Source organism: Streptomyces sp. LZ34, from assembly GCF_053890475.1.
On sequence record NZ_CM132680.1, the window covers coordinates 6,396,513 to 6,409,278 of the forward strand.

The 12,766-nt window shown below is 72.8% G+C and carries 13 protein-coding genes; 7 read left to right on the plus strand and 6 right to left on the minus strand.

Features of this window, described 5'->3' with window-relative positions; all coding sequences use genetic code 11:
* Complete coding sequence (locus ACWY4P_RS26025) at window positions 1–1,554, minus strand: 3-hydroxyacyl-CoA dehydrogenase (protein ID WP_456202735.1); 1,554 nt, start codon at window positions 1,552–1,554, stop codon at window positions 1–3.
* Window positions 1,555–1,688: 134 nt separating this feature from the next.
* Here ACWY4P_RS26025 and paaN point away from each other — a divergent pair, with 134 nt between their 5' ends.
* Window positions 1,689–3,425, plus strand: coding sequence for a phenylacetic acid degradation protein PaaN (gene paaN, locus ACWY4P_RS26030; protein ID WP_456202736.1), 1,737 nt, complete (start codon window positions 1,689–1,691; stop codon window positions 3,423–3,425).
* 28 nt (window positions 3,426–3,453) lie between these two features.
* Here paaN and ACWY4P_RS26035 read toward each other — a convergent pair whose 3' ends face one another.
* The 3 genes from ACWY4P_RS26035 to ACWY4P_RS26045 are packed head-to-tail and all read right to left on the minus strand — an operon-like array spanning window position 3,454 to window position 6,266.
* Window positions 3,454–4,224, minus strand: a complete 771-nt coding sequence (locus tag ACWY4P_RS26035) for a TrmH family RNA methyltransferase (RefSeq protein ID WP_456202737.1) — start codon at window positions 4,222–4,224, stop codon at window positions 3,454–3,456.
* A 9-nt stretch (window positions 4,225–4,233) separates the two neighbouring features.
* Entirely contained in the window at window positions 4,234–5,547 is a 1,314-nt protein-coding gene (locus tag ACWY4P_RS26040) for an HTTM domain-containing protein (RefSeq protein ID WP_456202738.1), read from the minus strand.
* Window positions 5,544–6,266, minus strand: a complete 723-nt coding sequence (locus ACWY4P_RS26045; protein WP_456202739.1) for a DUF5819 family protein — start codon at window positions 6,264–6,266, stop codon at window positions 5,544–5,546. Before ACWY4P_RS26045 ends, ACWY4P_RS26040 begins: the two co-directional genes overlap by 4 nt.
* Window positions 6,267–6,512: 246 nt before the next feature.
* On the opposite strand from ACWY4P_RS26045, the gene paaA reads away from it, so the two are divergent.
* From paaA to ACWY4P_RS26075, 6 genes are all read left to right on the plus strand, one after another.
* Complete coding sequence (gene paaA, locus ACWY4P_RS26050) at window positions 6,513–7,463, plus strand: 1,2-phenylacetyl-CoA epoxidase subunit PaaA (protein WP_456202740.1); 951 nt, start codon at window positions 6,513–6,515, stop codon at window positions 7,461–7,463.
* Complete coding sequence (gene paaB / locus ACWY4P_RS26055) at window positions 7,460–7,756, plus strand: 1,2-phenylacetyl-CoA epoxidase subunit PaaB (RefSeq protein WP_456202741.1); 297 nt, start codon at window positions 7,460–7,462, stop codon at window positions 7,754–7,756. Before paaA ends, paaB begins: the two co-directional genes overlap by 4 nt.
* The gene (gene paaC, locus ACWY4P_RS26060) at window positions 7,753–8,454 is read left to right on the plus strand and encodes a 1,2-phenylacetyl-CoA epoxidase subunit PaaC (RefSeq protein ID WP_456202742.1); all 702 of its coding nucleotides are present in this window, start codon (window positions 7,753–7,755) and stop codon (window positions 8,452–8,454) included. The genes paaB and paaC overlap by 4 nt, the downstream gene beginning before the upstream one ends.
* Window positions 8,448–8,951 carry a 1,2-phenylacetyl-CoA epoxidase subunit PaaD gene (paaD, locus tag ACWY4P_RS26065; protein WP_456202743.1) on the plus strand — a complete coding sequence of 168 codons (504 nt, stop codon included), beginning with the start codon at window positions 8,448–8,450 and terminating at the stop codon, window positions 8,949–8,951. The genes paaC and paaD overlap by 7 nt, the downstream gene beginning before the upstream one ends.
* Window positions 8,951–10,060: a 2Fe-2S iron-sulfur cluster-binding protein gene (locus ACWY4P_RS26070; protein WP_456202744.1), complete on the plus strand. Its 1,110-nt coding sequence runs from the start codon at window positions 8,951–8,953 to the stop codon at window positions 10,058–10,060. Before paaD ends, ACWY4P_RS26070 begins: the two co-directional genes overlap by 1 nt.
* A gap of 132 nt (window positions 10,061–10,192) precedes the next feature.
* Window positions 10,193–11,362 carry an acyl-CoA dehydrogenase family protein gene (locus tag ACWY4P_RS26075; protein WP_456202745.1) on the plus strand — a complete coding sequence of 390 codons (1,170 nt, stop codon included), beginning with the start codon at window positions 10,193–10,195 and terminating at the stop codon, window positions 11,360–11,362.
* Between the two features lie 23 nt (window positions 11,363–11,385).
* Here the strand turns inward: ACWY4P_RS26075 and ACWY4P_RS26080 are convergent, their stop codons facing one another.
* Both ACWY4P_RS26080 and ACWY4P_RS26085 read right to left on the minus strand, forming a co-directional pair.
* Complete coding sequence (locus ACWY4P_RS26080) at window positions 11,386–11,739, minus strand: rhodanese-like domain-containing protein (protein WP_456202746.1); 354 nt, start codon at window positions 11,737–11,739, stop codon at window positions 11,386–11,388.
* Window positions 11,740–11,781: 42 nt separating this feature from the next.
* Window positions 11,782–12,738 carry a hypothetical protein gene (locus ACWY4P_RS26085; RefSeq protein WP_456202747.1) on the minus strand — a complete coding sequence of 319 codons (957 nt, stop codon included), beginning with the start codon at window positions 12,736–12,738 and terminating at the stop codon, window positions 11,782–11,784.
* Between the last annotated feature and the right edge of the window lie 28 nt (window positions 12,739–12,766).

Consider the following 12,766-nt stretch of genomic DNA (forward strand, 5'->3'; position numbering starts at 1 on the left):
TTAGAACAGTTCTTCTTCTGCGGCCGCGCGCCGCATCAGCGGTTGGGACGGGGCGTAGCGGCCGGTGGGATAGGCCTGGTGAAGATTCAACAGGATGTCGCGCACCCGGTGCGCACCGAGCTCGCTCCCCCAACGCAGCGGCCCGAGCGGGTAGTTCACTCCCAGCCGCATCGCGGTGTCGATGTCCTCCGGGCTCGCCACCTCGCGCGCGGCGGCGTCCATGGCGAAGTCGGCGAGCATCGCGACCGTGCGGGCCACGATCATGCCGGGGACGTCCCGGATGACGCTGACGTTCTTCCCGAGCGCCTGGAAGAGCCCGATCGCGGCCCGCAGAGCCTCGGGGGAGACGGTCTCGCCGGGGGCGAGGGCGATCCGGGTGGCGGTGCGGTAGTCCAGCGCCAGGTCGAACCGGACGCACGGGACAGGGGAGCCGGCGGTGGCCGACGCGCCGTCGGTGAGGGCCAGGCGGGTGCCGTCGGGCAGGGCGATGAAGCCTCCGGGCGGGGTGTCGGTGGCCGGCTCCTCCCGGGTGACCGTGATGCCCGCCTCCTCGATCAGCCGCGGCAGCTCCCGCGCCGGTCCCGATCCCGGTCCCGGCCCCGGTCCCGCGTGGACCGCGACCTTCGAAGGGGCCCGGCACGGCTCGGCGGTGTGCGGCTCCGGGGGCGGCGCGCCCTCGGCGTGGTCGTACCAGCCCCGGCCCGACTTGCGCCCGTACAGGCCCGCGTCGACGAGCCGCCGCTGGGCGAGGGACGGGGTGAACTTCGGGTCGTGGAACATGGCCTCCCACACGGACCGGGTGACGGCCTCGTTCACGTCCTGTCCGATCAGGTCGGTCAGCTCGAACGGGCCCATCACGAACCCGCCGCATTCGCGCAGCACGGCGTCGACGGTGGCCGGGTCGGCGGCGCACTCCTCGTGAACGCGGAGGGCCTCGGCGTAGAAGGGGCGGGCGATCCGGTTGACGATGAAGCCGGGGGTGTCGGCGCAGCGCACCGGGGTCTTGCCCCAGGCCGCGACGGTCTCGTACGCCCGGTCGGCGGCGGCCTGGTCCGTGGCGAAGCCGCGGACCACCTCGACCAGCGGCAGCAGCGGCGCGGGGTTGAAGAAGTGCAGGCCCAGGAGGCGGCCAGGGCGCCGCAGGGCCCCCGCGACGGCGGTGACGGACAGGGAGGAGGTGTTGGTGGCGAGCAGACAGGCGTCGGAGACGACCGACTCGAGGGCGGTGAACAGCTGCTGCTTGGCGCCCAGGTCCTCCAGGATCGCCTCGATCGCCAGCTCGGCGTCCGCGAGCCCGGCGAGCCCGGCGACCGGGGCGAGCCGCCCCAGGGCGGAATCCCGGGCGGCGGGGGCGAGCCTCCCCTTGTCGACCAGCCTCTCCAGGCGGGCGGCGATGGCGTCGGCGGCCTGCGCGGCGCGGCCGGGAGCGGCGTCATAGAGCCGTACAGGGTGCCCGGCGACCAGCGCGACCTGCGCGATTCCCTGGCCCATGGTGCCGGTGCCGACCACGGCGACGGTGCCGGCGGGGTCGATCCTCCGGTCGATCGCAGTCATGCCGCTGATCCTCTCGGACGAAGTTATCCACAGGTGCGCCAGGCCCTCTTGTCCCGACCGATCGTTCGGTTACTCTAATTCTGTCGTCGTTCCCAGCTCAGCTCAATCCCAGCTCGACGAGGAGTTGGTCAGTCGTGACCGCCGGACTCACCACAGCGCAGTTGACCGAGCAGCACCGCCCCACCCTCGACCAGGCCCTGGAGGCCATCCGTACCCGCGCGTACTGGTCGCCGCACCCCGAGCACCCGAAGGCTTACGGAGGGGCCGACGCGAGCGGGCGGGAAAGCCTGAGCCCCGCCGACGGCCAGGCGGCCTTCGACGCGCTCCGCGGCCGGCGCTTCGAGCTGGACCAGCCCGGCACGGACGGCTGGACCGCCACCGAGACCTCGCCGTACGGCATCGAGCTGGGGGTGGAGTACCCGCACCCGGACATCGAGGTGCTGCTCCCGGCGATGCGGGCCGGAATGCCGGCCTGGCGGGACGCGGGTCCCGAGGCGCGCGCCATGGTCTGCCTGGAGATCCTGGCCCGGATCAGCGCCCGCTCGCATGAGTTCGCCCATGCCGTCATGCACACCAGCGGGCAGGCGTATCTGATGGCGTTCCAGGCCGGCGGGCCGCACGCCCAGGACCGCGGCCTGGAGGCGGTGGCCTATGCCTTCGCGGAGCAGACGCGCACCCCCGCCGCGGCCGAGTGGACCAAGCCGCAGGGCAAGCGCGACCCGCTGCGGCTGAGCAAGACCTTCACGGCCGTCCCCCGCGGCGTCGCCCTGGTCATCGGGTGCAACACGTTCCCGACGTGGAATGGCTACCCGGGCCTGTTCGCCTCCCTGGCGACTGGCAACGCGGTGTTGGCCAAGCCGCACCCCCGGGCCGTGCTGCCGCTGGCCCTGACCGTCCGGGTGGCGCGCGAGGTGCTGCGGGAGGCCGGCTTCGACCCGAACCTGGTGGCCCTTGCCGCGGAGCGCCCGGACGAGGGCCTGGCCAAGGTCCTCGCCGTGCGCCCCGAGATCCGCGTCATCGACTACACGGGCTCCACCGCCTTCGGCGACTGGCTGGAGACCCACGCCCGCCAGGCCCAGGTCTTCACCGAGAAGGCCGGCGTCAACACGGTCGTGATCGACTCCACCGACGACTACCAGGGCATGCTGGACAATCTGGCCTTCTCCCTGTCCCTGTACTGCGGCCAGATGTGCACCACCCCGCAGAACCTGCTCATCCCCCGCGACGGCATCGCCACGGACACCGGCCCCAAGTCGTACGACGAGGTGGTCACCGACCTGGCGGCGGCCGTCGAGCGGCTGCTGGGCGACGACGCGCGGGCGAGCGCCCTGCTCGGCGCGATCGTGAACCCCGGGGTCAAGGAGCGGCTGGAGGCCGCCCCCGGCCTCGGCGGGACCGCCCTCGCCTCCCGCCCGGTGGCCCACCCCGACTTCCCCGACGCCACCGTCCGCACCCCCGTGATCGTCAAGGCCGACGGCGCCCGGAAGTTCTGGGAGACGGCCGACGCGGAGGCGCCCTACCTCTCGACGCCTTATCTGTCAGAGTGCTTTGGCCCGGTGTCCTTCGCCGTGGCCATGGACTCCACGGCGGACGCGGTCGACCTGCTGCGCCGCACCATCCGCGAGAAGGGGGCGATGACCGTCGGCGCGTACACCACCTCCCCGGACGCCGAGCGGCTGGTCGAGGAGGCCTGTCTGGAGGAGTGCGCCCAGCTGTCGCTGAACCTGACCGGCGGGGTCTACGTCAACCAGACCGCGGCCTTCTCGGACTTCCACGCCACGGGCGGCAACCCTTCGGCCAACGCCACCTTGTGCGACGGGGCGTTCGTGGCCTCCCGGTTCCGCATGGTCGAGGTCCGCCGCCCGCTGTAGTACTACCGCGCTTTTCCACAGCGCTCTCTCAGCCGCTCATCGGGGCCTGGGCCGGCCCTCCCCAGTGGAACAGCGCCATGGCCACGCTGGTGGCCAGGTTGTAGCTGGACACCTGAGGCCGCATGGGGAGGGCCACCAGCCTGGTGGCCCTCTTGCGCACCTCCGGCGAGATCCCGTGCCGCTCGGACCCGAACGCGAGGAGCGCGTCATCGGAGATGGCCACGGACCGGATGTCCTCCCCCTCCGGGTCCAGGGCGTACAGCGGCCCCGGCGGAAGGTCATCGCTCGCCAGCCGCTCCACGGCGGTGGCGAAGTGCAGCCCCGCACCGGACCGGACGGCGTTCGGATGCCAGGGGTCGATATCGCCGGTGGTGACCACCCCCGCGACCCCGAACCCGGCGGCGAGCCGCACCACGGCCCCCACATTCCCCAGGTTGCGCGGGTTGTCCAGCACCACGACCGGCGCCGACCTGGACGGCCCCGCCAGCTCGTCCAGATTCCCCCGCCGATCGCGCCTGACCGCCAGCGCGGCCACCCGCGTCGGATGGACCCTCGGCACCAGGTCGCGCAGCGTCTCCACCGACACCTCGACGAGGCGCTCCTCGATCACCTCGGTCAGGTCCTCGGCCAGGTCGTCCGCGAGAGCGAGCGCGGCGGCCTTGTCGCTCGTGACCGCGATCCGCACCTCCGCACCGAACCGGAGCGCGTGCTTCAGCGCATGGAAGCCATCCAGCAGCACGGTCCCGGCAGCGGCCTCACGCCACCGCCGCACGGCCGTCTCGGCCTCGTCGTCACTCATGTCCACAGCCTACGGTCGGCCCGCGACGGTCTCCCCCGTCCGCTGTCGCGGCAGCCAGGCCGCCCGCGCGCGGACGCGGTCGCGGATCCGGCCCGCCCGCCTCCCGACCCAGCGCAGGAAGTTGGTCGGGAGGAAGATCGCGTCCGCCGCGATCATGGCCAGGGAGAAGAAGGGCAGCCCGAGCAGGACCGCGATCCCGACGTGCTCCAGCACCAGCACGACGAGCATCACGTTCTTGACCCGCCGGTTCAGCAGCGTGAAGGGGAAGGCGACCTGCACGATGACGGTGCCATAGGAGAGCACCATGACCAGCAGGCCGCTGCCGGCGAGCACATCGGCCAGCGCGGGCCAGGGCGAGAAGTAGTCCAGGTGCAGCGGGTAGTAGAGCGCGGTGCCGTCCTGCCAGCGCGAGCCCTGGACCTTGTACCAGCCGGCGGAGGCGTACAGCAGACAGACCTCGCCCATGATCACCACCACCGCGCCGTTGTGCGCGAGGTTGGCGAGGATGTCCAGGAGGGTGCGGGGCTCGCCGGGGGCGTAGCGCCGGACGAGCCACCAGAGGCCGTGGACCGCCCACACCCCCCACAGCGCCGTGGCCCAGCCGACGCCGGGGAGCGGGCCGTAGGCCGACCAGTCGAGGCGGGCCTCGGTGAACAGCTGCGCCCAGAGCAGGGCCGAACCGGTCAGCGCCCACAGCGCGATCCCGGTGGCGTCGCGCGGCACCGGTGCCCCGGGCCCGCGCCGCGCCGCGCGGCGGGCGTCCAGGGACCACACCTGCCCGCACCGGGTCAGCGTCAGATACATCGCCGCCAGGTGGATGACGTTGTCGCCGCCGTCCCCCACGAAAACGCTGCGGTTCTGCAGGGAGATCACACCGAGCATGAACGGCACGGACATCGTGCGGGTGCGCCAACCGAGCAGGAGCAGGGCGCTGGAGACGAGGGCGAGGCCGTAGACGGTCTCGAACCACAGGCCGCTGTCGGACCACATGAGCGCGCTGAAGGCGCCGTTGCCGTCGATGAGCTGGTGTGCCATCTCCCAGCTCCACGGGCCCTCGGGCCCGTACAGCTCCTGGCGGTGGGGCCATTCGCGCAGCAGGAACAGCAGCCAGGTGAAGGAGAAACCGATGCGCACCACGGCGGTCTGGTACGGGCCGAGCGCCGACCCGGTGACCCGGGCGTGGGCGCGGATGACGGCGGCCTCGATGCGGGCGGCGGCCTTGGAGCCGGGTGGCGCCGGGGGCAGGGAAGGGCGGGGAGGGTGCGGGGGCAGCGGCGGCTGCGGCTGCGGCTGCGGCTGCGGCGGGAGGGCTGGGAGTGTCACCGGCGCTTCGCCTCCGGCAGGTCGTCGGCGGTGACCGTCCACCAGGCCAGCTCCCGGCGGATGGGCCGGGTGTCGATCTTCTCCTCGCTCCACGACGGCGCGGCCAACTGCCGGGTGGTCGAGCGCAGTTGGATGCGCTGCACGGTGCCGCCGTCCAGCTTCCAGCCCAGGCGGAGTACCGCGAGCCGCCGCAGATACTGCTCCGAGAGCTGTCCGCGCAGCCCGTTGGGCCGTTCCTGGGCGTCATGCGAGAGAAGGTAGAAGTCCCAGGCGCGGCGCAGCTGGTTCTGCTGGGTGTGGCTGGGCAGCGGGTTGTGCCTGATGGCCGCGCCGTCCTGGGCGGACAGGTCTCGCCATTTGGTGGTCGCGGTGCCGCCCTCGGGGGTGCGGACCTCGGCGCGCACCTGCACGGTGATGTTCTGCTGGAGGGGGTTAGGGGCGAAGAGCTTCCAGTTCCGTTCGAATTCTGGATATATGTAGTCGTCTATCGCCTGGCCGTGCTGCTTGCTGACCGTGTTGGGCGGAGAGACATTCAGGAAGGCCATCCCGAGGTGCACGGCCACAGCGGCCACGGTCACCGCGAGACCCACCGCCACGACGAGCTGCGAGGGCAGCGAAAGCGGCCTCCCCGCTCGCGCCTCCCTCTCCCCCGTCTCCCTCTCCCCCGTCTCGCCCTCCCCCGTCTCGCCCTTCTGCTCGGGTTGCCCCGTCTCCGCCATTCCCGCCCCGATCCCGTGATCCCGGCCGCGCGCGCCGCACTGCCGCGCGCTCTCGGCGTCATCAGCGCTCTCCGCGCTTCCGCGGCCCTTACGCCCCGGAACGGTACCGATGAGCGCGCGCAGGGCACAGCGCCCCGGAGTTATCCACAGGCTTGACACCCTACGTTCCCCCGGCACACCATTGAACCGAACGATCGGTCGGTCGGGCCGGGCGGCAGCCCCGGCGGGACGGCGAAGGGGCTTCGCATGACGACGATGGCGGCTGACGCGGAGGCGTATCAGACGGTGTTCGACACCGCCCTGGCCGCGGACGAGCGCATTGAGCCCCGCGACTGGATGCCCGACGCCTACCGCGCCTCGCTGGTGAGACAGATAGCCCAGCACGCGCACTCCGAGATCATCGGCATGCAGCCGGAGGCCAACTGGATCAGCCGGGCGCCCTCGCTGCGCCGCAAGGCCATCCTCATGGCCAAGGTCCAGGACGAGGCGGGACACGGCCTGTATCTCTACAGCGCCGCCGAGACCCTGGGCACCAGCCGCGACGAGCTGCTCGACAAGCTCCACTCCGGCCGCCAGAAGTACTCCTCCATCTTTAACTACCCCACGCTGACCTGGGCCGACGTGGGCGCCATCGGCTGGCTGGTGGACGGCGCTGCGATCACCAACCAGGTGCCGCTGTGCCGCTGCTCCTACGGGCCGTACGCCCGGGCGATGGTCCGGATCTGCAAGGAGGAGTCCTTCCACCAGCGCCAGGGATACGAGCTGCTGCTGACCCTGAGCCGGGGCACGAAGGCGCAGCACGCGATGGCTCAGGACGCGGTGGACCGCTGGTGGTGGCCCTCGCTGATGATGTTCGGCCCGCCGGACGAGGCGTCGGCCCACTCCGCCCAGTCCATGGCCTGGAAGATCAAGCGTCATTCGAACGACGAACTCCGCCAGCGCTTCGTCGACATCTGCGTCCCGCAGGCCGAGGCACTCGGCCTCACCCTCCCCGACCCCGACCTGAAGTGGAACGAAGACCGGGGCCACTACGACTTCGGGCCGATCGACTGGGAGGAGTTCCGCGAAGTGCTCCGGGGAAACGGGCCGTGCAACACCCAGCGCATGTCCCAGCGGCGGGAGGCCCATGAGGAAGGCGCCTGGGTGCGCGAGGCGGCCACGGCGTATGCGGCCAAGCACGGAAAGGCCGGAGCATGAGCGGCGGCACCAGCAGTGAGTGGCCCCTGTGGGAAGTGTTCGTGCGCGGCAGGCGCGGCCTGTCCCACACCCACGCCGGCAGCCTGCACGCGCCGGACGCCGAGATGGCCCTGCGCAGCGCCCGCGATCTGTACACGCGCCGCTCCGAGGGCGTCTCCATCTGGGTCGTGCCGTCCGACCGGATCACCGCCTCCTCGCCGGACGAGAAGGACCCATTCTTCGAGCCGGCCGCCGACAAGCCCTACCGCCATCCGACCTTCTACGAGATCCCCGAGGGGGTGCGGCACCTGTGACCGCCGCACTCGCCCTCGGCGACGACGCCCTGGTGCTCTCCCACCGGCTGGGGGAGTGGGCCGGGCGCGCCCCGGTGCTGGAGGAGGAGGTCGCCCTCGCCAACATCGCCCTGGACCTGCTCGGGCAGGCGCGGGTGCTGCTCTCCCTGGTGGGCGACGAGGACGAGCTGGCCTATCTGCGGGAGGAGCGCGCCTTCCGCAATGTCCAGCTCGTCGAGCAGCCCAACGGCGACTTCGCGCACACCATCGCCCGCCAGCTGTACTTCTCCACCTATCAGGAGCTGCTGTACGACCGGCTGGCGCGCGGCGACGGCCCCTTCGCCCCGCTGGCCGCCAAGGCGGTCAAGGAGGTCGCCTACCACCGCGACCACGCCGAGCACTGGGCCCTGCGGCTGGGCGACGGCACCGCCGAGAGCCATGAGCGGATGCGGCGCGGCCTGGAGACACTGTGGCGGTTCACCGGCGAGCTGTTCGAGCCGGTCGAGGGGTGCGAGGTGGACTGGACCGCCCTGCACGACGAGTGGCTGGCGCGGGTGACGGCCGTCCTGGACCGGGCCACCCTGGCCGTGCCCGAGGGGCCGCGGCGCGGCGCATGGGCGGCCGGCGCCGGCCGGCAGGGCGTCCACACCGAGCCGTTCGGCCCGATGCTGGCCGAGATGCAGCATCTGCACCGCAGCCACCCGGGGGCGTCATGGTGACGCCCGCGCCCGCGACCCCGCTCGAGACCCGGCTGCGCGAGCTGGCGGGCGCCGTGCCGGACCCGGAGCTGCCCATGGTGACCCTGGCCGAGCTCGGCGTGCTGCGCGCGCTGCGCGTCAGGGCGCCGGGCCGGGTCGAGGTCGAGCTCACCCCCACCTACACCGGCTGTCCCGCGCTGGAGTCGATGGCCGCGGACGTGGAGCGGGTGCTGCACGACCACGGCATACCCGAGGTGACCGTCCGCACCGTCCTCTCCCCGCCCTGGTCGACGGACGAGATCAGCACGGAGGGCCGCCGCAAGCTGGCCGAGTCCGGCATCGCGCCGCCGGGCCCCCGTGCCGCGGGCGGGCCGGTCGCCGTCGATCTGGCGGTGCGCTGCCCGCAGTGCGGATCGACCGACACCAAGCTGCTCAGCCGCTTCTCCTCCACCGCCTGCAAGGCGCTGCGCCGCTGCGAGACCTGCCGCGAACCCTTCGACCACTTCAAGGAGTTGTGATGGCCGCCGAAGGCGTGGCGGCGCCCGTGCCCCGCCACGGCGCCTTCCATCCGCTGCGGGTGATCGCGGTCGACCGGCTCACCGCCGACTCGGTGGCCGTCACCCTCCGGGTGCCGCCCGCGCTGCGCGAGACCTTCCGCTTCTCTCCGGGGCAGCACATCGCGGTGCGGCGGTTCGCCGACGGCGCCCAGGTACGGCGGACCTACTCGATCTGCACACCCGCCCTGGCGCCCGAGGGCCCCTCGGTCCTGCGGGTCGGGGTGCGGCTGGTCGAGGGCGGCGAGTTCTCGACGTACGCCCTGAAGGAGCTGGCGGTCGGCGAGGTCGTGGAGGTGATGGCCCCGGCCGGCCGGTTTGTGCTGGACCCCAGGCCCGGCCACTTCGCCGCCGTGGTCGGCGGCAGTGGCATCACCCCCGTCCTGTCCATCGCCGCGACGCTCCTCGCCCGCGAGCCCGAGGCCCGCTTCTGCCTGGTCCGCGGTGACCGCACCACCGCCTCCACGATGTTCCTGGAGGAGGTCGCCGATCTGAAGGACCGCTGGCCAGGCCGGTTCCAACTGGTGAGCGTCCTCTCCCGGGAGGAGCGGCAGGCCGGTCCGGTCTCCGGGCGGCTCGACGAGGAGCGGCTGACCGGGCTGCTGCCGGCGCTGCTGCCGGTGGAGTCGGTGGACGGCTGGTTCCTGTGCGGGCCGTACGGCATGGTGCGCGGCGCCGAGCGGGCACTGCGCACCCTCGGGATCGCCCGCCGCCGGATCCACCAGGAGATCTTCCATGTGGACGCCGGGGACAGCGAGGCCGTCCCCGCGGGGCCGAGCCCGTCCACCGCCCCGTCCCGCGGCATGGTGACGGCGACGCTGGACGGCCGGTCGGGCACCTGGCCGGTGCGGGAGGGCGAATCGCTGCTGGAGGCCGTGGAGCGCAACCGCCCGGACGCGCCATACGCCTGCAAGGGCGGGGTCTGCGGCACCTGCCGGGCGTTTCTGGTCTCGGGCGAGGTGCGGATGGACCGGAACTTCGCGCTGGAGCCGGACGAGGTGGCGGCCGGTTATGTGCTGGCCTGTCAGTCACACCCGGTCGGCGAGCGCGTGGAGCTGGACTTCGACCGCTGAACCGCCGCGGCGCGGCCCGACGGGGTGGCCGGCGTTCCCCGAAAGGGCGGGCGTGCGCAGCCGTTCCCTTCTTGTAGAACCTGTTCTATCTTGACGGGCCGTCAGACCAGCCACGGCGCGGGAGGACGGACAGTGGACTTCACCTTCACCGAGGAGCAGCAGGCGGCCGCCGAGGCGGCGAAGGCGGTCTTCTCCTCCGCCCCGCCGGACGGGGTGCCCAGCCCCGCGCTCACACCCGGCGCCGTCGCCGACGACCTCGACCGCCGGCTGTGGGGCAAGGCCGCCGACGCCGACCTGCTCGGACTCCTCCTGGACCCGCGGTACGGCGGGGCCGGTCTCGACCCCATCGCCCTGTGCCTGATCCTGCGCGAGGCCGGCCGGGTCCTGGGCCGCGTGCCGCTGCTGGAGTCCACCGCGGCCGCGCTCGCCGTCCAGCGGTACGGCGGGGCGGAGCTGCGCTCCGCCGTGCTGCCCGCGGCCGGCCGGGGCGAACTCGTGCTCACCGTCGCGCCCCACGGCCGCACCGGCCACGACGCGGCCGAACTCGCCGTACAGGCCCGCAAGGACGGGGGCGCCGACGGCGACGGCGGCGCCTGGGTCCTCGACGGCACTCAGACCGCCGTGCCCTGGGCCCACAGCGCCGACCGCGTCCTGGTCCCGGCCCACACCGACGCGGGCCGGGCGGTTCTCGCGCTCGTCCCCCGCGACCTCACGGGCGTCACCCTCACACCACAGATCTCCACCAGCGGCGAGCGGCTCGCCGAGATCCGCCTGGACGCCGTACGGCTGGACGGCTCCGAGGTGCTGACGGCGGCCGGCGCCTGGGAGTGGCTGCGCCACCTCCTCACCATCGGCACCTGCGCGCTCGCGCTGGGCCTCGGCGAAGCGGTGCTCGCCCTGACCAGCTCCTACACCAGCAAGCGCGAGCAGTTCGGCTTCCCGCTCGCCACCTTCCAAGCGGTCGCCGTCCAGGCCGCCGATTGCTATATCGATCTGCGCGCGATGGAAGCCACGCTCTGGCAGGCCGCCTGGCGGCTGAGCACGGACAGCGAGGGCGCACCGGCCACGCCCGGGGCGCTGCCCGTCGCGGGTGATGTCGCCGTCGCCAAGATCTGGGCCGCCGAGGGGGTGCGCCGCGTCGTCCAGACCGCACAGCATCTGCACGGCGGCTTCGGCGCGGCGACCGACTACCCGCTGCACCGCTACCACGCCTGGGCCAAACAGCTGGAGCTGTCCCTCGGCCCCGCCGCCGCGCATGAGGAGGCGCTGGGCGACCTCCTCGCCGCCCACCCCCTCGGCTAGAGAGCTGGGGAGCTGGAGCCTGGCTACAGCACAAAGGCCCCATCGGCCGCGGTGGCCTGCCCGCTCACCAGCGGGCGGCCCGCCGCCTGCCAGGCGAGCATGCCGCCGTCCACATTCACCGCGTCCAGACCCTGGGCGATCAGATACTGCGTCACCTGCGCCGACCGCCCGCCGACCCGGCACACCACATGCACCCGTCCGCCGTCACCCAGCGCCTCGGTCAGCTCACCGTACCGAGCCACGATCTGCCCCATGGGGATATGCAGGGCGCCCTCGGCGTGCCCCGCGGCCCACTCGTCGTCCTCCCGTACATCCAGCAGGAACCCATCGGCCGGCACCACCGCGGCCTCCACCTCGGGAAGCGGGGCAAAACCCATCACACACACCTCTCACACGACATCGCAGCTGAGGGAAACCTACTACCGCACCAGCTCCGCCAGCTGATTCTCCTTCTCGGCGACCTTGGCCAGCAGCTGCTCGGCGATCTCGTCGAGCAGCCCGTCGGGGTCCTCCGGCGCCATCTTGATCATCGCGCCGATCGCGCCGGACTCCAGCTCGGCGGCGGCCTCGGCCAGCATCTCCTTCCGCGCGGCCAGCCACTCCAGCCGGGCGTACAGCTCCTCGCTGCGGCTCCACCGGCGCTCGGGCGGCGGCGGACCAGCCTCCCACTCCTCGGCCAGCGCCCGCAGCCGCTCCTCGTCCCCGGCCGCGTAGGCCGCGTTGACCTGCACGATGAACTCCCCGCGCCGCTCCCGCTCGGCCTCCTCCTCCGCCAGGTCCGGATGCGCCTTGCGGGCGAGCTCCCGGTAGATGCGCCGCGCCTCCTCGCTCGGCCGCACCCGCGGCGGCGGCTGCACCGGCTGCTCGGTGAGCATGGCGGCCCCCTCGGGCGACAGCCCGTCGGAGTCGAGCCAGCCGTGGAACAGCTCCTCCACCTTCGGCATCGGCAGCACCAGCCCCCGCGCTTCCCGAGCCTTGCGGATGTCCTCGGGGTCTTTGGTGCGCGCCGCCACCGCCTCGGCGATCAGCGCGTCCAGCTCGTCGAGGCGCGAGTACATCGGCCCGAGCCGCTGGTGGTGCAGCCGGGAGAAGTTCTCCACCTCGATGCGGAAGGTCTCCACCGCGATCTCGAACTCGATCAGCGCCTGCTCCGCCGCCCGCACGGCCCGCTCAAGCCGCGCGGTGGGCTCCGCCTCCGCGTCCGCATGCGCGTCCGTGCCCGCGTCCGCGTCCGCGTCCGACGGCACACCCGCCGCCTTCGACGACTCCTCTGATAGAGCTTCGGGCCGGGTGTGTGATCGCTCCTGCGATTCAGCCTGGGGCTCTGCTTCCGGCACCGGCTGCCGGGCCTGCTGCTGCGCTTCCGGGTTCGTCACCCGCTCAGCCTACGTCCGGCGGCGGCAC